Genomic DNA, 20,467 nt, shown 5'->3' with positions numbered 1-20,467 from the left:
AAGGTACCGGTCGCGTCCGCCGCAATGCTGCTTTGCGGTACGGCGTAGGCTCCAACTCACCGGACTCAGGTTGGCTATCGCAGCGTCACAAGAAGAGAATGCGGTCTGCACCCCGAACGGGGGATGTGCCGACGATGCCAGGCAATTAGGATAAATACCGAGCGGTCCTTTAGCGGATCCTCAGGCCTTTGGGGCCCGCGTTCGCGCGGGCCTTTTTTCTATCGGCCGCCAGCCGCATGCAATGCCGGTAAGAATCGCCACCTGTTGTAAATCTGCCCCGTCGCTGGCTGGCAATCAGCGGGCGTGGCGGCGCCAATGCCACAGCGCGAGGCCGGCCAGCCCGGCCGCGACCGCCGCGCCGGCAATCCGAAACTGGCGCATCCGCTCCGGCGAGGTCCAGCCGCCCTGGACCTCCATATGCCCCAGCGAGGCATGGAACAGGTTGCCGTCGGTGACCGGTATCTCGTGCGCACCGCTGAAATGCCGATGCAGGATACGGCCGTACGTCCGCTGCAGCAGGCCTGGAGCCAGCAGGCTGGCAACGCGCGCCAGCCGTGCCACGACGCCTACCGTCACCGCCTGCGACGTTGGCGCCGCCACCGCGCGCAGTACGGCACGCGCGACCGCGCCGGCGTCGACCAGCGGCTGCGGCGGACGCAGTGCCTTGCCAGTGTAGTTGGCACTGTGGCGCATGCCCGGCGTGTCGGCGGTGGCCGGGAAGATGTCGCAGATGCGGATCTGCGGATAGTCGACCAGCTCTGCGCGCAACGCCTCCGAGAAGCCGCGCAGCCCGAATTTGCTTGCGGTATACGACACACCATATGGTGACGGCGCCCACGCGCCCAGCGACACGATATTGACCAGCACGCCCCTGCGCGCCGCCTTGAAGAACGGCAGCACCGCGTGTGCGCCGTGCAGGTAGCCCAGCAGGTTGATGCGGACAACCTGCTCGTGCGCGGCCACCGGTGTTTCGTCAAACAGGCCCACGGCGCCGACACCGGCATTGTTGACCCACACATCGATACCGCCATCGCCGAACTCCGCCGCACGCTCGGCCAGCCGGTGCATAGCCGCCGGCTGCGTGACATCGCCCGGAACGGCCAGCGCCCGCCCGCCCAGCTCGCGGCAGGCCGCGGCGGCGCGCGCCAGCGGCGCCTCGCCGCGCGCGCACAGCACCACGCGCGCCTGGGCGCGTGCAAAGGCCAGCGCGGTGGCCAGCCCGATACCGCTCGAAGCGCCGGTGATGACAACGGTAAGCGGTCGGGTCGGGGGCATGGTGGACCTCTTGCAGTGTTAATGGCGCAGTGTTAGTGGCGCAGTGCCAACGAACGGCGCAGAGTTACGGCGCATCCCCGGCGGAGCAGCAGGTTCCGTTCCAGCGCAGTGTCACTGGAATGCAACTTGCCTGTCTGACACCCAAACGGACCGCGCGGCCGGTATGCCGCGCTGACCCGCCTGGAATCTGCACAAGGAGCCCAGCCATGACCTCGACCGAACAGGAAATCCTGGTGTGCGGCCCGGAAAACGGCCGCTGGCATCTCGAAATGCGTACCGGCAACGGCGCGCCGGAGCGGCTCGCCGGCGAGTTTGATTCGCCCGACATGGCCATTGCCGGCGCCCAACAGGTCTATCCGTCGATTCCGGTACGCGTGACCGATATTTCCGGCGCGCCGGCACCGTCGGCCCCCGCGCATCAAGGATCGCTGACCGACTACCACTACGGCGGCCACAGCGTGACCCAGGACGAGAAGCTGACCGGCCGCGCGCATCCGCCGAGCGACATTTCGCAGCCCGCGCCGGGTCCACATCCCTACCAGGCCACCGATCTTGGCAACCTGCCGGCGGGCACGCCACGCCACGGCATGTATGGGGTCGCCTCCACCCCGGCAGAGGCCGAAGCGGCCGACCGCAAGGACGAGGCGGCGCGGCGCCACACCGGCTCGCGCGACGCCGAAGACTAGGCGCGACGGCGCCACGGCGGGCGGCAGCACGTACAATCTCTGTTTTCCCTTCGCCCCGCCGCCTTGCCGCCATGACCACCCTCGGAACGCCACTTTCCCCTTCTGCCACCAAAGTGATGCTGCTCGGCTCCGGCGAGCTGGGCAAGGAAGTGCTGATCGCACTGCAGCGCCTGGGCGTGGAGACCATCGCCGTCGACCGCTATGACAACGCGCCGGGCCAGCAGGTGGCCCACCACGCCCGCACCATCGCCATGAGCGACCCGGACCAGCTCAAGGCGCTGATCGAGGCCGAGAAGCCTCACCTGGTGGTGCCCGAGATCGAAGCCATCGCCACCCCCATGCTGGAAACGCTGGAAGCCGCCGGCACCGTGCGCGTGATCCCCACCGCCCGCGCCGCGCGCCTGACCATGGACCGCGAAGGCATCCGCCGCCTCGCCGCCGAGTCGCTCGGCCTGCCCACCAGCCCGTACAAATTCTGCGATTCGCTCGAAGAACTGCAGGCTGCCATCGACGGCGGCATCGGCTATCCATGCGTGGTCAAGCCGGTGATGAGCAGCTCGGGCAAGGGCCAGAGCAAGATCGACGGCCCGGAAGGCGTGCAGGCCGCCTGGGACTACGCCATGGCCGGCGGGCGCGTCAGCCACGGCCGCGTGATCGTGGAGGGCTTTATCGACTTCGACTACGAGATCACGCTGCTGACCGTGCGCGCCATCGGCGCCAGCGGCCAGGTCGAGACACAGTTCTGCGCGCCGATCGGCCACGTTCAGGTCAGCGGCGACTACGTCGAGAGCTGGCAGCCGCAGCCCATGCACCCGGCCGCGCTGCAGAAGGCCCAGCAGATTGCGCAGGCCGTCACCGCCGACCTGGGCGGCATGGGGCTTTTCGGGGTGGAACTGTTCGTCAAGGGCGAGCAGGTCTGGTTCAGCGAAGTCAGTCCGCGCCCGCACGATACCGGCATGGTGACCATGGCCACGCAGCACCAGAACGAGTTCGAGCTGCATGCGCGCGCCATCCTCGGCCTGCCGGTCGACACCTCGCTGCGCAGCCCTGGCGCCAGCGCGGTGATCTACGGCGGCGTTGACGCGCAGGGCGTGGTGTTCGACGGCGTGGACCAGGCGCTGAGCGTGCCGCAGACCGAGGTGCGACTGTTCGGCAAGCCCGAGAGCTTCAGCAAGCGCCGCATGGGCGTAGCGCTGGCCTATGCGGAGGACGTCGACACCGCCCGCACCCGCGCCAAGGAAGCCGCAAGCCGCGTGCGTCCGCGCGCGGTGGGCTGATACCGGAAAGTCTCAGAGCACGTGGCTGCCCGCCGCGGCGTGGCCGGGCGGGTGCGGTGCTGCAACCTGCGTGGCAACCTGTGCGGCAGCCTGCGCCGCGGCCAGCACCGGCGCCATGCGCACGCCGCTCAGGTCGGCGCCGGACGGGGCCTGGTACAAGCGCAGACCCAGTTCCGGCAGGATCGCCAGCAGGTGGTCGAACACATCGCCCTGGATGCGCTCGTAATCCATCCACGCCGTCAGCGCGGTAAAGCAATAGATCTCCACCGGGATACCCTGCGAATCGGGCTCCATCATGCGCACGTTCAGCAGCAGGTCGTGGTGGATTTCGGGATGCGCCTTCAGGTAGGCGATGCCATACGCGCGGAAGGTGCCGACATTGGTCAGCCGGCGGCGGTTTACCGGGTCATTGCCCGCGGCGATCAGCATGCGGTTGGCCTCGTCGACCTTGGCCTGCTTGTCCGCCAGGTAGTCGTGCAGCAGCTGGAAGCGCATCAGCGCATGCACTTCGTCGTCTTCCAGGAAGCGCACGCTGCTCGCATCGATGCGCAACGTCCGCTTGATGCGGCGCGCGCCTGATTCGAACATCTGCCGGTAGTTGCGGTAGCTCTCCGAGAACAGCTTGTAGGTCGGCACCGTGGTCACGGTGTTGTCCCAGTTCTGCACCTTGACCGTATGCAGCGCGATGTCCTTGACGTAGCCATCGGCATTGCATTGCGGCATCTCGATCCAGTCGCCGATGCGCAGCATGTCGTTCGAGGTCAGCTGCGTGCTGGCCACCAGCGACAGCAGCGTGTCCTTGAACACCAGCAGCAGCACCGCCGACAACGCGCCCAGGCCGGACAGCATCCATAGCGGCGAGCGGTTGATCAGGATCGACAGCACCAGCACCGCGCACACCAGTCCCAGCCCGAGCCGCCCCACCTGGATATAACCCTTGATCGAGCGCGTCTGCGCGCGCCGGCTGCTGGCATAAACATCCTGCCACGCACCCAGCACGCCGCCCAGCATCAGGAAAAAGGAGACCCACAGGCTGGAATGGGCCAGGCGCTCCACCAGCAGCGCGTAGCGGCCCATGTGCGGCACCTCGCCGATGCCGACGGTGATCACCGCGAAGCCCACCGCGTAGCCGAAACGCCGATAGGCGCGATGGCGCGTGAGTGCCTTGCTCCAGGGCGCCTTGCCCCAGACCGTCAGCACGCGATGGGCGATGCGCGACATCACACGGCCGAACAGCCATTGCGCGAGCACCGCGATCAGCACCAGCACCACCAGGTACAGCGTGATCTGCGCCCACGGATGGGCCGGAATACGTTGCTGGAACAGCTCCAGCAGGGCATCGAAACTCATAGGGGGGCGACGTCAAGCCAGTGGTTCAGCCGGATAGTGTACAAAACGCGCACGCCCTCTCGTAAAACTGCGATCCCCGGCTCGTGTGTCCTGGCCCTGCCCTCGCTCAGGCAGGCAGCAGCTTCAGCCCCCCGATCCCGACAAAAATCAGCGCAATCAACGCCAGCCGCATCGGCGCCGCGCTCTCCCCAAGGAACAGGATACCGATCACGGTGACCCCGATCGCCCCGATCCCGGTCCATACCGCGTAGGCCGTCCCGACCGGCAGGTGCCGCAAGGCCGCGCTGAGCAAGAAGATGCTGGCCAGTGCGGCCCCGATCCCCAGCACCGTCGGCCCCGGCCGCGTCCATCCGTCCGTGTATTTCAGCGCAAGCGCCATCACGATCTCGATCAGCCCCGCCAGCACCAGCAGCATCCAAGCCATCGCTTCTTCCTTTTCCTGGTTTGCCGCCCGGCCACCATTGCCGGGCCCGCCAGGCCAATGTAGGCTGTGCGAATCAGCACGGATACTGGCAATTTTCGCAAAAGGGCTATGCAAACATGCAGGAAGCAGATTGGGATGACCTGAAGCACTTCCTTGCCGTCAGCCAGTCCGGCTCGCTGGCAGGCGCCGCGCGGACGCTGCACGTCAACCACTCCACCGTGCTGCGCCGGCTCGCCCGGCTGGAAGAGGTGCTGGGCACCCTGCTCTTCGAGCGCCATCCGACGGGCTACGCTCTCACGGCAGCGGGCGAAGCGCTGGCCCAACGGCTCGCCGGCGTCGGCGAACAGATCGATGCCGCGCAGCGGCAGTTGTCCGGCCTGGACAGCCAGCTAAGCGGGCCGCTGCGGGTCACCACCACCGACACGCTGCTGACAGGGCTGCTGATGCCGCTATTCGCCGAATTTCGCGCGATGCATCCGCGCATCCAGTTGCAGATTGTGGTCAACAACGGCTTCCTGAGCCTGAGCCGGCGTGAGGCGGATGTGGCGATACGGCCGGCCAACGCGCCGCCGGAGTACCTGGTCGGACGGCGCATCGGGCGGCTGCAGACGGCGGCGTATGCGTCGAGGCGTTATCTGCAGCGGCTTGGGTTGCCGACGGAGGCGGATAGTCCGCTGCTGTCTGACTGGACGGCCTATGACTGGGTGGTGCCTGACGAGGCGCTGTCCCACCTGGCGCAGGCGCGGTGGGTGCGGGACCAGGTGCCGGAGCATCGGCGGGCTGTCAGTGCGGACAGCCTCGTGGCGATGGCGGATGCCGTGCGGCATGGCATGGGTGCCGGAATGTTGTTGTGCTTTCTGGCTGGTTGGGACGCGGAGCTGGTGCGGCTGGCGCCGGCCGAACGGGACCTGGATACGGATTTGTGGCTTCTGACCCATCCAGATCTTCGGCACAGCGCGAGGGTGCGTGTGTTGACGGATTTTTTGTATGAGCGGGTGCGGGCGGCGGAATCGGTAATGGTGTAGGGACAAGCCCGGCGAATACCATTCCGGACGCCATTCCGTACCGGACACCCTGACGAGTGAATGGGCCTCGCCGCGTTTGCCGCCGCAGTACTTGCCAGCATGCCGCCCATGTGCGGGGCGACAGGCTAACAGCGATGCGTCGCTGTACCTGAATGGCTAAAACGTTAGGGGATCACTGGCGTATTTCTGTCGTTGGCGCGGGGCAGATGCCGTAATGCGAGTGCGTCAGGTCAATGTGTGCGCCGGCGTTGGCGAAGGTGCCGTGGCGCGCGACGGCGATAAAGGTGCGCAGTTCTCGCAACATGGCGATTCATCAATTTTCGTGGAGCTAATGTCAAAAATATATCGCCTTTATTAGTTTGTGGCCATGCATGGACTCTGGTTCCAGGGCGGCGCGCTGCGTGAAGCATTACCGCGGCATTACCGCGCGCCGCACGACCTGACCACAAATCCATTGCCCAGAGTCTCCACATCATGAGCGAAACCACCGCTGTCCTGCCCCCGTTCCACCTGGCCTTCCGGGTCCACAGCATCGCCAGCGCGCGCGAATTCTACGGCGAGTTGCTGGGCTGCCCGGAAGGCCGCAGCTCGGAAGACTGGGTCGACCTCAACTTCTACGGCCACCAGATCGTGGCCCACTTGGCACCGGAAGAATGCGGCCACCGCAAGACCAGCGCGGTAGACGGCGACGCCGTGCCGGTGCGTCATTTCGGCGTGGTACTGCCGATGAGCGACTGGCAAGCGGCTGCCGACAAGCTGGAGGCCGCCGGCCTTGATTTCATCATCGAGCCGCATATCCGCTTCAAGGGCGAAGTCGGCGAGCAGGCCACCATGTTCTTCCTGGATCCGTCGGCAATGCGCTGGAGCTGAAGGCGTTCGCCAATACCGCCTCGCTGTTCGCCAAGTAGCGCTCCAAGAGCGCGGCCACGCCGCGACACGACCGGCCCGCAGGCCGGCATTCCACGCGGCGCCTGTGCCAGCGCCGCGTGTCCGCCCCCAAAGCAGCAAGAGCCTGACATGCAAAGAATCCTGGTAGCCAATCGCGGCGAGATTGCCTGTCGCATCATCCGCGCCGCAAAGGCGCTTGGCATCGAGACCGTGGCCGTGCATTCCGAGGCCGACGCCGGTGCAATGCATTGCCAGATGGCCGACGTGGCCGTGCCCATCGGTCCCGCCCCCGCAGCACAGAGCTATCTGAGTACCGAAGCCGTCCTGGCTGCCGGTCTGGCGCATGGTGCCGACGGCGTGCATCCGGGTTATGGCTTCCTCTCCGAGAACACGGCCTTCGCGCAGGCCGCCGAGGCCGCCGGCATGCGCTGGATCGGGCCGTCGGTCGAATCGATCGAGAACATGGGCGACAAGAATCGCGCACGCGAGATCGCGGCCGCCTGTGGGGTGCCGGTCCTGCCGGGCAGCATCCGCTTCCTGCCTGGAGAGCTGTCCGGCCTGGAAAGCGCTGCCGCGCAAGTGGGCTATCCGCTGCTGGTCAAGGCCGCGGGCGGTGGCGGCGGCATCGGCATGAAATGCGTCGAGGGCCCCGACTCACTGGCCGCGACCGCGGCCTCCACGCAGGCGCTTGCGCTCAAGGCCTTCGGCGACGGCAGCATCTACCTGGAGCGCTACGTCGCGCGCGCGCGCCATATCGAAGTGCAGGTATTCGGCTATGGCGACGGCACGGCGGTGCATCTGTTCGAACGGGAATGCTCCGTGCAGCGCCGCTTCCAGAAGATCATCGAAGAAAGCCCGGCACCGCCTGCCGCCCGAAGTGCTGGCACGCATGACCGCCGCATCCAGGTCGAGCACGGTGTCACCGAAGCAGTCACCGGCTGGGACCTGGTGCAGGCGCAGATCCGGCTGGCCGCCGGCACCCTTGATCGTGTCGCGCAGTCTGACATCCGCCGGCAGGGCGCCGCCATCGAATGCCGCCTCTATGCCGAGAACCCGGCCCGCCACTTCATGCCCTCGCCGGTCAAGCTGTCGGCCTTCGCGCTGCCGGCGATGCCGGCGTTGCGCGTCGACACCGGCGTGCGCGCCGGCGACACCATCACGCCCTACTACGACCCGATGATCGCCAAGCTCATCACGCACGGCGCGGGGCGCGAGGCAGCGCGGCAGCGCGGCAGCGCGGCAGCGCGGCAGCGCGGCAGGCGATGCTGGCCGCGCTGGCGGACACGCATATTGAAGGGATTCGCCATAACGTCAAGTTCCTGGGCAACGTACTGGCGCATCGCGACTTCCGCGCGGGCCAGGTCGATACCGGCTTCGTCACGCGCGGCGCGGCTTCTTTCACCCTGCTTCTGGAAACGTGACCATGTCCAACGCCCCCACTTCCACGCTGCCGCTGGCGGATGCCCCCACCTCGGCCACCACTTCGGCCCCCACATCTGCCCCAGCAACCGGCGATGTCGCCGTGGCCCGCAAGGCCGCGGTGGCCGCCGCCGCCGGCACAGCCATCGCGTACTACGAGTTCGGCATCTATGGCTATCTGGCCGCCACCATCGGGCCACTGTTCTTTCCGAGCGACAACGCCACCGCGTCGCTGCTGGCGATCCTGGCGGTGTTCGGCAGCGCCTTCCTGATGCGCCCGATCGGCGGCATCGTGCTGGGACGGCTCGGCGACCGCATCGGCCGCCGCGCTGTGCTGCTGGTCACCGTGATCGGCATGGGCGTTGCCACCGCCGCCATCGGCGTGCTGCCCGTTGCCGCGAGCGCGGGCCTTGCCGCGCCTCTGTTGCTGCTGATCCGGCTGGTGCAAGGGTTCTTCGCCGGTGGCGAAGTCACTGGCGCGGCGGCGCACGTGGCCGAATCGGCGCCACACGGCAGGCGCGGCTTCTTTGGCGCGTTCACGCCGGTGGGGCGTCGCCATCGGCGGCGCCCTGGCGGCAACCGTGTGCGGCCTGACCACCTCCATCCTGGGCAGCGGAGCCATGAATGCATGGGGCTGGGCATCCCATTCCTGAGCGCCATCCCGATGGTGACGATCTCGTTCCTGGTGCGCAAGCGCGTGGAAGAGTCGGTGGCGTTCCAGCAATTCCAGCAGCACAATGAACCGCCCAAGGCGCCGCTAAAGGAAGTGTTCAGCCAGCATATGCCCGCGGTACTCAAGGTGCTGGTGTTGTCCTTCGGACAGAACGTGGGCTATTGGGTGGGCCTGGTGTTCATGAACATCTACATGACCACCTACCTCAAGTACGACAAGGCCACGGTCTACTGGATCATGGCGTTCGTCAGCCTCGCCATGGCGGTGCTGATGCCGTTCTGGGGCGGCCTGTCCGACCGCCTGGGCCGGCGCAAGGTACTCGCCATCGGTTTTGTCGGCTACACCGCGCTGGTGGTGCCGATGATGACGCTAATGGACCAGCAGAACATCGGCCTGGCCTTCCTCGCCATGCTGATCGTGGCGCTGCCGATGCCGATCGTGCAGTCCGTCGGCTATCCCACCTACGCCGAGCAGTTCCCCACCCGCGTGCGCTATTCCGGCATGGCCTTCAGCTTCAACCTTGGCGCCATCCTTGGCGGCGGCGTGACGCCATACGTGGCAACCGCGCTGATCGGCGCTACTGGCAACCTGCTCTCGCCCGCGTACCTGCTGATGGGGAGGCGGCCATCGCGTTGCTTGGGCTGCTGCGCGTCAGGGAGACTGCGCGCGAGGCGCTGCGGTAAAGCGACGCGGGCGTGGAGCGAATCGACATGCATCACACTATCGTTGCGCTGCCCGGCTGGGCAGCCAGCCCCGCCGCCGCGCGCGCCGCCATCCGCAGCGGCGCCTGGGGCGGGCACACCGCCGGCATGGCGCCCGGCCGGGTGCAGGGGAACCTGATGATCCTGCCACGCCAGTGGGCAGATGATTTCCTCGGTTACTGCCGTGCCAACCCCGTGCCCTGCCCGCTGATCGGCATGACCGAGCCCGGCTCGCCGCTGGTGCCGGCGCTTGGCGAGGATATCGACCTGCGCACCGACCTGCCACGCACCGTGTCTGGCGCGATGGCAAGCTGGCCGGAGAGTGCAGCGACATCGGCGCGTTGTGGCGCGACGACTTTGTCGGCTTCGTGCTGGGCTGCTCGCTGTCCTTCGAAGATGCGCTCCAGCGCGCCGGCCTGCCCGTACAGCATGTCGATGAAGGCAAGGTGGTGGTGCCGATGTACGGCACCAGTATCGAAACCACACCGGTGGGGCCATTCCGCGGCCCGATGGTGGTGTAGATGCGACCCTATACGCCGGCACAGGCCGCGCGCGCCAGTGAGATCTGCGCCGCGTTGCCGGCAGCGCATGGCAAACCGGTGCACGCTGGCGATCCGTCAGCGATCGGCATTGCAGACGTCTACCGTCCCGACGAAGGCGAGCCCACCGCCATCCTGCCCGGTGAGATCCCGGTATTCTGGGGCTGCGGCGTGACGCCTCAGGCCGCGGTCGTGCAGGCGCCGCTGCCGCTGTGCATCACGCATGCGCCCGGTTATATGTTGGTGGGCGATGTGGCGGTTGAAGACGTCAAGCTGATCTGAGTTTCTGTTGGCTTTTTCCCGCATGCCGCTCGCTCCAGCTCCGCGCCAGAGGATACTCGCTCACAGGGTAACGATGGTCATCGACTCGGAAGAGCCTGGCACCAGCTGGTGGATCGTCTTTCCGGACAATACCGTCTTCCTGAGGTCGTCAAGCACGTCCTTCGTGCCGCCATAAGGCGCAAACACATCCACAAGGAATACCCTGTCACCCGACTTCCAGTCTCCTGGCGCCAGGTGAGCCGGCGGTTTGCTATAACGCTCGACCACGGCATCGGACAGGTACGCCCAGGTCACGAACGCTGTTGGCATCTCGCCCTTCATGTAGAGCTTGGCCTGCTCCAGCACCAGTGGCGGCATTACCCGCCATTCCAGGTCGGCAAGGAACGCATGTCGTGTCGATGGGTTGTTCATCATCAGCCACGACACCGGGCCGAGCAGCGGAATCTTCTTGATGACGCGCTGCGCCTGTTCCGCGGCGAACTGCATCAGTTTTTCGGTTTCGGTCGGAAGGGTCATTGCATTCTCGTCTTTGTGATATTCGGATTGGAGGCGGCCGGCATCGCGGGTACCGCTGGCGTTTCTGGCTGGCTACGCCCGGCAAGGAGCGCGTTGACGGCCACCACATCGCCCTCGGCAAGGCTGCCTGCCGCGGCCTTCAGGCGCAACCCCTGCAGTATGGTGTCGTAGCGGGCCTTGGCCAGATCGCGCTGCGCGGCAAAGAGCTGCTGCTCGGCATTGAGCACGTCGATATTGACCCGCGTGCCGATCCGGTAGCCGATCTTGTTGGCGTTGACGGCATCCAGGCTAGAAGTGACGGCCGAGGTCAGCGCATCCACTTGCGACAGGCCGCTGGTGACGCCACCGAACGCCTGCCGTGCCTGCGTGGCGGCCTGGCGCCGCGCCGCTTCGAGTTCCGCCCGGGACTTGTACCGGTTGGCAATGGCTTCGGTCACTCGCGAGTTGACGGCGCCCCCCTGGTAGAGCGGGATCGTCAGTTGCAGGCCGATCGTGCCGGATCTGACGCGGTTCTCGATGTCCGCCGGCGAGGTCATGGAGCCGGAGGTGTAGTTCCTGCCATAGCCAGCGGTGAAGTCCAGCGTCGGCAGGTGGGCCGCGCGGTTCTTCGACACTTCCTTCTCGGCCACCTCGACGGCCGCCATTTGGGTCCGCACCGCCGGATTGTTCTCTCGCGCGTTGCCCATCCAGGCATTGACATCCATCGGCTCCGGGCTCGGGAGGACCACCTCGGCCTTGAGACCGGCGAGCGGCTCCGGCAACGCCCCCACCAGTCGCTCCAGCTCGGCCTGCCTGGCCTCCTGGTCATTGAGCGCCTGCACCAGTTGCGAGCGTCCGAGGTCGTGCCGGGACTGGGCCTCGTAAACGTCCGTGATGGTGGCCTCGCCCACGTCGTAACGGCGCTTGGCCAGCACGCGCTGCTGTTCCACCGCCTTGAGCTGTGCCTTGGCCACCGTCACGCTGTCACGCGCGGTCAGCAGGTCAAAGTAGGCCTGTGCGGTGCGCAAAATCAGGTCGCTCTCGGCCTGGGCAAACTGCGCCTCGGCCTGCTCGACCTGGGCACCCGCCTGCGCCACGCCAATCCAGCTGGCGACACGCACCACCGGCTGCGACAGTTGCAGGTTCCACGCCCAACTATTGACGTTGCGATCCTGGTACGGGCTGCCGGCGAAGTTCGCCTGCCCGTTCTGGCGGCTGCCGTTGCCGCTGAGGTTGATGCTCGGCAGTACGCCGGCGCGCGCCTGCGGCAACTTCTCCCGCCCGGCTTCGAGCGCGTAGCGCGACGCCTCGAAGGTGGGATCGCCCCCCTGCGCCAGTCGGTAAACGGACAGCAGGTCGATCGCGCTGGCATGCGAGGCGCACAGCGCCACTGCCGCGGCCATGGCGCTGCGGCGTGTATGGTTCCACTTCGCCATCACCGCTCCCTCAGCGCCTCGTCCTTGTAGCGCATCAGCGGCGACAGGAAGTAGGAGATCATGCGGCGCTCGTCCACGCGAATGTCGGCGGTCACGCTCATGCCGGGGGTCAGCGTGCCCTTGCGACCGTTGACCGAGTTTGGCGTGGCCATCTCGTTCAGGCGGATGCGTACCGGGTAAATCGGCCCCAGTTTCTGGTCGTTGATAGCATCGGTGCCCACCCATTGCACCTCGCCCTCGATGTAGCCAAAGCGCGTGAAGTCAAAGGTTTCCACCTTGGTGATGACGCGCTGTCCCGGCTTTACATAACCAACGTCCTTGTTCTGCACCTGGGCATCCACCTCCAGCGCCGTGTGCGCCGGCACGACGGTAGCCACGGGCTGCGCCTGGGTCACCACGCCGCCAACCGTGGTGACTGCCAACTGTTGCACCACGCCATCAATCGGCGCGCGCAGTATCTGCAGATCGCGCCGCTGCGTGGCCTTGACCAGTTCCAGCTCGGCGGTGGCCGCCTTGCGACTGGCATTAGCCAGCTCGGCCGAATGGCGAGCCGTGAACTCCGCCACCGCCTGTGCGCGCTGCTGCTGCGCGGCGTTCAGGCCAGCATTGGCCTCGGCCAGCCGGCTCTTCTGCAGGGCCAGTTCCTTCCTGAGGTTAAGCAGTTCCAGCCGAGTCTCGATCAGGCCGGTCTCGGCGATGTGCCCGGTCTTGACCAGCTCCTCGCGCATGTCGTTCTTCCTGGTCACCAGCGGCAGGCTCGCGCGGACCTGGTCCAGGCTGGCGGCAGCACCTTCCCGGTCGGCCCGCTTGCGGGCGATCTCGGCATCGAGCGCGGCCATGCGGGCACGATGTTCAGCCAGCGCGCTCATCAGCAGCGCCCGCTGGGTCCTGGCGATATCGTCGGGAAAGCCATCCATCGGCGGCATGGTGGCCGGGCCGTCGAGCAGCGCCCTGAGTCGCTGCACCTCTACTTTGGCTTCCCAGGATTCGCGTTGCAGGCGGTCCCGATCGGCCGCGGTGGTGGTGGGATCTAGCTCGATCAGGACGTCGCCCGCCCTGACAGACTGGCCATCTCGCACGTAGATCTGGCGCACGACACCGGCTTCCAGCGGCTGCACCACCTTGGACTTGCCTGACGGAATAACCTTGCCTTGGGCGGACACCACAACGTCCATCCTGGCAAACATGGCATAGATGAGGGCAAGCGCAGCCATGCCGCAGATGCTGCCAGCGACGACCCTGGCCATTCGCGCCGGGCGGCGGTTGGCAATACCCATAGCCGCCGTCGCAAAGGCGTCTGCCGCTCGCTGGTCTGGTTTCATCGGTTCAGACATTGGTGCCTCCAGGCAGCGGCTGTACCGGCGCCTTGTGCTTGACGGTCAGGGTTTCCAGCACGCGCGATGCCTCGAACAGGGCGCGATACTTGCCTTCCCTGGCAATCAGGTCGGTGTGGTGACCGGATTCAACCAGTTTCCCGTTGTCGAGCACCAGGATGGTGTCGGCCAGGCGCAACGTCGAGAGGCGGTGCGCCACGATGAATACGGTGCGCCCGGCGCAGATTTGCTCCAGGTTGTCGTGAATCACCCGCTCGGACTCGTAGTCCAGGCTCGCGGTCGCTTCATCCAGCAACAGAAGGCGCGGGTTGGTGGCAAGCGCCCGGGCGATGGCGATGCGGGCACGCTGGCCGCCCGACAGGAGGCTGCCGCGCTCACCGATTACGGTGTCATAGCCTTGCGGCAACACATTGATGAAGTCATGCGCACCGGCCAGTTTCGCCGCCGCCATCACGGCCTCCAGCGACAGGTCAGGATTGGCAATGGCGATGTTGTCAAATACCGACATGTTCAGCAGCGTCGCATCCTGTGACACCACGCCGATCTGGCGGCGCAGCCAGGTAGTGTCCACCGTCGCGAGGTCGATGCCATCGATAAAGACCCGACCACTGGTCGGCGTGTACAGGCGCTGCAGCAACCGAATGAGTGTGGTTTTTCCTGCCCCCGAGATGCCGACGACCCCGACCACCTTGCCCGAGGGGATCGTGAACGAAACATCCGACAGCACCTGCGCGCCATTCGTCTGATAGGCAAAGCTCGCCCGGTCAAAGTTCACGCTGCCGCGCAAGGCGGGGCGCCGAGCCCGTTCGGACAACTGAGCGGGCTCGGCAGGCGCGTCCATGATGCTGCCGAGGCGATTGACCGCCACACGCATCTGCTGGGACTCCTGCCACAACGAAGACAGCTTGATGATTGGGGCGTTGACACGGCCCGAGAGCATGTTGAACGCGATCAGGCCGCCCACGGTCAGGTTGCCATCGATCACCTGCATGGCGCCCACGCCCAACAGCACCACAGTGAGCACCTTGCTTGTCAGGTTGACGAGCTGGTTGGTCCAGTTGCCGGTGTGGCCCGATTCGAACGCGCTTACGGCATAGCGCACCAGCCGGTCCTCCCAGCGGCGCTGCCAGCTCGCTTCGACGGCATGGCCCTTGAGGGTTTCCATCGCGCCGATGGTCTCCACCAGGAACGCCTGGTTTTCGGCATTCAGGGCAAACTTGTCTTCGAGTTTCTTGCGCAGCATGGGGCTCACCACATACGACGCGCCAAGGAAGATCGGCAGGAAGCAGATCACGATGATGGTCAACAGCGGGCTGTAGTAGAACATCACCGCCAGGAACACCACTGCAAAGAACAGGTCCAGCCAGGCGGTCAGCGCCTGCCCGGTGAGGAAGGTACGTGCCGTCTCCAGTTCGCGCATGGCGGCGATCACGTCGCCCGCCCGGCGCGAATTGAAGTACGACATGGGCAGGCGCATGAGGTGCCGGAACAGCCGCGCACCCAATTCGACATCGACCCGGTTGGTGGTATGCGAGAGCAGGTAGTGGCGCAGGCCGGAGAGCATCGCGTCAAACAGCCCCACACCGGCCAGCGCGACCAGCATCACCACCAGCGTTGCCTGCGAACGATGCGTGAGCACCTTGTCGATCACCACCTGGAACGCCAACGGCGTGACCAGCGCAAAGATCTGAACGAAGAACGATGCCAGCAGCACCTGGGCGAGTTCGGCCTTGTATTTCTTGATGGCCTGCCAGAACCAGCCGAAGCCGAACTTCGACGCCGAGGCATCGGCGGCACCTTCGGTCAGCGAGGCCACCGTGCGCTCGGCCTCGATCCAGGCATTGGCAAATTCGCCGGCAAAGGTATCGGCAGGCACCGCTTCAGGTTGCTGGCCCGGCTGACGCTGCACCAGCACCACGTCACCGATCTTGCCCACCAGCACGGCATGTCCGCTGCACGTGAGCGCGAGCACGGGCAGCCTGGCATTGGCCAGCGCCTTCAGGCTACCCTCAACGCGTCGAGCCTGAAAGCCGAGGTCATCCAGGCCCCATAGCATTCGACTGGCGTCGAAGTCCTCGCGCACGTTCCAGCGGCGGATCAGTGCTTCGGCGTCCACGGAAATCTCGTGCATGCCTGCAAACGCGGCCAGCATGCGCAGATTCGGAAATGTCCGGGCCTGGCTCATGGCCGCCCCCAATCCGGACCGGATACGGCCCGCAACCATACACGCATCATCTTTCCCATCAAACAAGGTCAAACGTTCCCAACGGGTGGCCGCATGGCCCCCGCGGGATGGTTATTGCCCCGATCAGTGTGCTAGGGGATCGGTCACAGATTGCCCATGCCCAGGTCCACCACGCTTGCCTGCGCCGCGCGGTCGATCATGTCGGCGAGCGTGTCCTCGTGGGGCGGCACGAAGCCACCGGAGGGTGACGGGCCATCGGCTGTCGCCAGCAATTGGGCCCACAGATTCCTGCTCCACTGCGCTTCCTCAAGGCTGCCCGGCGGGTACGGACAGCCGGTCGGCTCCGTCGCGGCACTGGTCAGTTGCGCCACCGCATTTGCGGCAAATGCCGCGTCATCGGTCGGCGCGGCCGGCTCGATGCCTGTATGGACTTCCTCCAGGTATGCGGCGAAGCTCGGCAGCGGCACGTCCTTGCCCGCGAACATCACATCGGCGGCCTCGCTCTTCGTGCCATCGGTGTGCGTCACCTCGACGGTGCCGAACACCACGTTGCCGTGATCGACGTGAGCCTCGCCCTGGCGCTGCAGGCTGATCGAGGCGATGCCCAGTTCGTCCAGGCTCTTGTGCTCGGCGTAGGTGAAGTCACCGTCGCCATCCGCGTCCTGCACCACCTTGAACCGGCTCCAGGCAGCGTCTTCGTTGGAAATCTTGCCGTCTCCATTGGAGTCGAAGGCGGCCAGCGCTTCCAGGTCGGTCTTCGTTCCGGGAACGAAGCCTGTCAACCGGGTTTCCTCGGCCGAGATACGGCCATCGCCGTCGGCGTCGAAGCCGAGCACCCCGTCGGTGTTGGCTGCCCAGCCGATCTGCTCGGTATGGCCGTCGTCGTTCACGTCCGCCCTGACGGCCGACTGGTCGGCTGCCAGCAGTTCCGTGCCATTACCGTTCAGGTCCAGCACGATGGGCGTAAAGCCGCCGCTGGCGTTGGTGCCCTTGTGGATGGTACTGATTTCCACGTCGGTGACCGCACCCTGGGCATCCGTGATGCGGATCGTGAAGCTGTCCGCGCCGTTGTACGGGTCGCCCCGGTGGCTGAGGTATTGCCAATAACTGGGAGTGTTGATCAGGTGCTGAGCAAGCCAAGTGTGACCTTCATATTCGGGCGTAAAGGTGTCAGCATATGCATTGGCATAGGCGTGCCCATGCTGCGGTCCGTGGAGGATCGAAATGACGACAGCGGCAGAGTTTCCGTCGGGGTCATACACGACGATGCGGCCCATCTGCCGCGCAGGATCATCGGCCGGTCCAACGTACACGTCCATGTCGACCCCGCCGGAATTCAGTTGCATGTAGCTGTCGACCGGGCTCAGTTCGAGCGGCTTGAGCATGCCGTTCTGATACAGGGCAGGCGTGTAGCGCGCTCCGCCGGCGTCGTACAACTTGCCTTGCGCGGACAGGGACCTGGCCAGCCCCTCATCGTAGAGCGGCTGGAAGTAGTTGGTGGCCCGCTCATGGTTCTCATCGTAGGCTGCCCAGAGCGGACCGCCACCGTCGACAGGTGCTGCTGTGCCAACCTGAGGCGCCGGGCCGTAGTAATAGCCAAAGACCGGACGGCCGAACTCAATGGCTTCGATAACCGGCGCCTTGTTGACGTGGACGACGTCCAGATAAGCAGTCGCCCAAGTCTGGCCTCCATAGGAGTCGGACACCAGGTACTGGAACGAAGCCTGACCGTAGAAGTCATGGTCCGGTGTGAACCGAACCTGCCCGTCGGCCTGAATCCCGACAGTGCCGTGCTGCGCGTTGACCACCTGCGTGACGGTCAGGGCATCGCCATCCGGATCGCTGTCATTGGCCAGGAACTGCGCCGTGTTGATGATGAACGGTGTGTTCTCGTAGCCCGAGAACCCGTCATCGACCGCGACCGGGGTGGTATTGATCTTCTCCAGGTTGACCGTTGTTGTAGCCGTGGCGAAACCGCCTGCGCCATCGGAAATGGTGTAGGTGAACTGGCCGTGCGCGCCGGGGTAACCACCATAGCCGGGGTCGGGCAGGAAGGTCACCGACCCATCTGCGTTCAGCCGCACGGTGCCGTGCTCGGCGCCCGACACGCCGACGATGCGCAGGTCGTTGTGCGGGCTGTCGATGTCGAAATCGTCGGCCAGCAGCGCGGCTGCCGTCAGCGTGATGGCAACCCCCTTGCGGCCAGCGACAAGGTTGTCGTTAGCGATCGGCGCATCGTTGACCGGTGCCACGTGAATCGTCGCCGTGGCAGTCGAGACGCCGCCCGCGCCGTCGCTCACTTCATACTGGAAGCTCGCGTCGCCAAAGAAGTCCTGGCTCGGGACGAAGCGAATCGTGCCGTCGGGGTTCAGCGAAACGGTACCGTGCGTGGCATTGCCGACACGGGTGATCGTCAACTCGTCGTGGTCATTGTCCACGTCGGCGTCGTTGGCCAACAACGCGGCCGCATCGATGGTGAGCGCCGTGTCCTCGGTGCCGTCGATCACGTCACCGCGCAGGCGCGGCGCGTCGTTCACGGGCGCCAGGTCGATGTCCACCCGGCCGGTCGTGGTGGCGCCATGCGGGTCGGCCACCGTGTAATCGAAACTGGCGGCCCCGAAGTAATCGGTCTCCGGAATGAAGCTGACCGATCCGTCCGCATTCAGCCGGACCTCGCCGTGCACCGCATTGCCGACGGCCACCAGCGTGAGCGAGGATTGCGCATCATCCACGTCCCGGTCGTTGGCCAGCAGGCTGGCCGCCGTAAAGGTGGCGGTTTCATCTTCGGTGCCGCTGAAGTCCTCGCCGGTGACAATGGGCGCGTCGTTGACCGGCGCCAGATCAACCGTCGCCATGGCCTCGGTATATCCGCCCGCGCCGTCGTAGACCGTGTAGAAGAAAGTGGCGGTGCCGTAGAAATCCTGCTCGGGTACGAAGCGGATCTGCCCCTCGGGGGTCAGCTCGACCGTGCCGTGCTGGCCGTTGCGCACGGAGAACACCGTCAGGTCGGAGTGCGGGTTGTCCACATCCGTTTCGTTCGCCAGCAGCGTGGCCTGCTCGATCAGCAGGACCGTATCCTCGTCGGTGGCTATAGTCTCGCCCGTGGCCACGGGGGCGTCGTTGACCGGACGCACCTCAATATTGACCGTGGCAGGCGTGAGGCCGCCGTTGCCGTCCGATACCCAGTAGACGAAGCTGGCCGGGCCGAAGTAGTCGTGATCGGGCAGGAACCGCACATTGCCGTCCGCATCTAGCTTGACCAAGCCGTGCTGCGCATCGGAGACACGCTGGATAATCAATACATCGCCGACAGTCGGCGTGTCCACGTCGAAATCATTGGCGAGCAATTGGGCCGACGTGAACAGAATGCCGGTGTCCTCATCCATCGCGGCGGTCTCGCCCGCCGTGACGGGGACATCATTGACCGGGGCGATGTCAAACCGCACATTGCCGACAGCCGCCATGCCGTATTCGTCGGAGACCGCGTAGCGGAAGATGGCTGGACCCCAGTAGTCCGGGTCGGGCGTGAAGACGATGCGCTGGCTACCGTCGGGCTGGGTCACCATCGACACCGTGCCGTGCTCGGCGCCAAAGACCTCGGTCAACTGCAACGGCCGCCGGATGGCGTTCTTGGTGGTGTCGTTGGCGAGCAGCACCGCCGCATCGAAGGCATAGCGCGTGTCCTCCACCGCGGCCACGGACTCATCCTGCACATCGGGAAAGGCCAAGCGCACGTCCTCGCCATTGGGGCCGGTGATGGTGCTTTCGGACACGGGACTAGTGGTACTCGTGCCGGATGTAACACCATCCAGGGCGCCATCATGTGCCACGGTCTGAATCTGGCCCTGCGTGACATCCACTGTCAGGACTTCGTCGAGGTTCGTGCCGCTGTGGCGCTGCACGGGCGGTAAAGCAATCACCGGGCTCGGAACGAACGGGGGCTGCGTCGTCGTGGTGGACGGGGCGTCCGTGCCCTTGGTCGGGCCTGATACGCGGCTGACGGTGTTGTTACCGGTGGTCTCGAAGATGCCGGTGTCGCTTGTCAGGGTATCGGTGCCCGTCTGGGCACTCGCAACCCCGGCCACGGCACCAACCGCGACGCCCGCCAACGCGCCAGCGCCAGCGAACGGGCTGTCCGCACTCTTGATCCATTCATCCCGGATCGCGGCGTAGGCGTCCGCCGGGTTCGTGGGCGCAGCGCTGGTGACGCGGCCATCGTTCGGGCGGACCGTGTCGGTACGCGACGCGCCCTTGCCGCCATTGGTGTCGCCCTTGGAGGTCAGGCGGCCGTCGCCAGCCTCGACGGTGGTGACGGTCGTCGCGCCGTCCGTCATCGCTTCGCCGTCACCGACGCGGATGTCGCCAGCGGCGATGACATCCTCGGCCAGGACTTGCTCATGCTGCCGGTCGCTGGCGGTATGGACCCGCTCATCGCCGGCGTCAAGGCGCATCTCGCCGCTGGCGTCTCCGTCGGCCAG

At 65.9% G+C, this 20,467-nt stretch carries 13 protein-coding genes and 4 pseudogenes; 8 read left to right on the top strand and 9 right to left on the bottom strand.

The features are described from left to right. Positions 1 to 294 precede the first annotated feature (294 nt). Positions 295 to 1,275: an SDR family oxidoreductase gene (locus tag ACIP1U_RS20420; protein ID WP_400318504.1), complete on the bottom strand. Its 981-nt coding sequence runs from the start codon at positions 1,273 to 1,275 to the stop codon at positions 295 to 297. A 206-nt stretch (positions 1,276 to 1,481) separates the two neighbouring features. Between ACIP1U_RS20420 and ACIP1U_RS20415 the strand changes: the two genes are divergently transcribed. Both ACIP1U_RS20415 and purT read left to right on the top strand, forming a co-directional pair. Continuing rightward, positions 1,482 to 1,961, top strand: a complete 480-nt coding sequence (locus ACIP1U_RS20415) for a hypothetical protein (protein ID WP_400318501.1) — start codon at positions 1,482 to 1,484, stop codon at positions 1,959 to 1,961. 71 nt (positions 1,962 to 2,032) lie between these two features. Continuing rightward, entirely contained in the window at positions 2,033 to 3,238 is a 1,206-nt protein-coding gene (purT, locus tag ACIP1U_RS20410; RefSeq protein ID WP_400318498.1) for a formate-dependent phosphoribosylglycinamide formyltransferase, read from the top strand. A gap of 12 nt (positions 3,239 to 3,250) precedes the next feature. On the opposite strand, the gene ACIP1U_RS20405 is transcribed toward purT, so the two are convergent. Next, positions 3,251 to 4,588, bottom strand: coding sequence for a mechanosensitive ion channel family protein (locus tag ACIP1U_RS20405; protein ID WP_400318495.1), 1,338 nt, complete (start codon positions 4,586 to 4,588; stop codon positions 3,251 to 3,253). Between the two features lie 106 nt (positions 4,589 to 4,694). Then, entirely contained in the window at positions 4,695 to 5,012 is a 318-nt protein-coding gene (locus ACIP1U_RS20400) for a multidrug efflux SMR transporter (RefSeq protein WP_029045934.1), read from the bottom strand. A 116-nt stretch (positions 5,013 to 5,128) separates the two neighbouring features. Between ACIP1U_RS20400 and ACIP1U_RS20395 the strand changes: the two genes are divergently transcribed. Next, positions 5,129 to 6,037 (top strand): LysR family transcriptional regulator, encoded by a 909-nt coding sequence (locus ACIP1U_RS20395; protein WP_400318493.1) that lies wholly within the window; start codon positions 5,129 to 5,131, stop codon positions 6,035 to 6,037. A gap of 217 nt (positions 6,038 to 6,254) precedes the next feature. On the opposite strand, the pseudogene ACIP1U_RS20390 reads toward ACIP1U_RS20395, so the two are convergent. Next, positions 6,255 to 6,341: pseudogene (locus tag ACIP1U_RS20390) on the bottom strand (LysR family transcriptional regulator); the annotation flags it as partial. A gap of 170 nt (positions 6,342 to 6,511) precedes the next feature. Between ACIP1U_RS20390 and ACIP1U_RS20385 the strand changes: the two are divergent. The 5 genes and pseudogenes from ACIP1U_RS20385 (at position 6,512) to ACIP1U_RS20365 (ending at position 10,539) form a co-directional block, all read left to right on the top strand. Further along, a pseudogene (locus tag ACIP1U_RS20385) lies at positions 6,512 to 6,945 on the top strand (VOC family protein). A 109-nt stretch (positions 6,946 to 7,054) separates the two neighbouring features. Further along, positions 7,055 to 8,107: pseudogene (locus ACIP1U_RS20380) on the top strand (biotin carboxylase N-terminal domain-containing protein); the annotation flags it as partial. 80 nt (positions 8,108 to 8,187) lie between these two features. Next, the gene (locus tag ACIP1U_RS20375; RefSeq protein ID WP_400318490.1) at positions 8,188 to 8,346 is read left to right on the top strand and encodes a hypothetical protein; all 159 of its coding nucleotides are present in this window, start codon (positions 8,188 to 8,190) and stop codon (positions 8,344 to 8,346) included. 2 nt (positions 8,347 to 8,348) lie between these two features. Continuing rightward, entirely contained in the window at positions 8,349 to 9,857 is a 1,509-nt protein-coding gene (locus ACIP1U_RS20370) for an MFS transporter (RefSeq protein WP_400318487.1), read from the top strand. Then, positions 9,749 to 10,539 (top strand): annotated as a pseudogene (locus ACIP1U_RS20365) (putative hydro-lyase). Before ACIP1U_RS20370 ends, ACIP1U_RS20365 begins: the two are co-directional and overlap by 109 nt. A 60-nt stretch (positions 10,540 to 10,599) precedes the next feature. Here ACIP1U_RS20365 and ACIP1U_RS20360 read toward each other — a convergent pair. From ACIP1U_RS20360 to ACIP1U_RS20340, 5 genes are all read right to left on the bottom strand, one after another. Then, positions 10,600 to 11,055, bottom strand: coding sequence for a toxin-activating lysine-acyltransferase (locus ACIP1U_RS20360; protein WP_400318484.1), 456 nt, complete (start codon positions 11,053 to 11,055; stop codon positions 10,600 to 10,602). Next, positions 11,052 to 12,470, bottom strand: a complete 1,419-nt coding sequence (locus tag ACIP1U_RS20355) for a TolC family outer membrane protein (protein ID WP_400318482.1) — start codon at positions 12,468 to 12,470, stop codon at positions 11,052 to 11,054. Before ACIP1U_RS20355 ends, ACIP1U_RS20360 begins: the two co-directional genes overlap by 4 nt. Next, positions 12,470 to 13,747, bottom strand: coding sequence for an HlyD family type I secretion periplasmic adaptor subunit (locus tag ACIP1U_RS20350; RefSeq protein WP_400318861.1), 1,278 nt, complete (start codon positions 13,745 to 13,747; stop codon positions 12,470 to 12,472). The genes ACIP1U_RS20355 and ACIP1U_RS20350 overlap by 1 nt, the downstream gene beginning before the upstream one ends. A gap of 49 nt (positions 13,748 to 13,796) precedes the next feature. Next, entirely contained in the window at positions 13,797 to 15,989 is a 2,193-nt protein-coding gene (locus ACIP1U_RS20345) for a peptidase domain-containing ABC transporter (RefSeq protein ID WP_400318479.1), read from the bottom strand. 143 nt (positions 15,990 to 16,132) lie between these two features. Then, positions 16,133 to 20,440: a tandem-95 repeat protein gene (locus tag ACIP1U_RS20340; RefSeq protein ID WP_400318477.1), complete on the bottom strand. Its 4,308-nt coding sequence runs from the start codon at positions 20,438 to 20,440 to the stop codon at positions 16,133 to 16,135. Between the last annotated feature and the right edge of the window lie 27 nt (positions 20,441 to 20,467).

The sequence above is a fragment of the Cupriavidus sp. NPDC089707 genome (genome assembly GCF_044748965.1).
GTDB lineage: Bacteria > Pseudomonadota > Gammaproteobacteria > Burkholderiales > Burkholderiaceae > Cupriavidus.
This window is presented reverse-complemented; position numbering and strand designations above follow the sequence as displayed.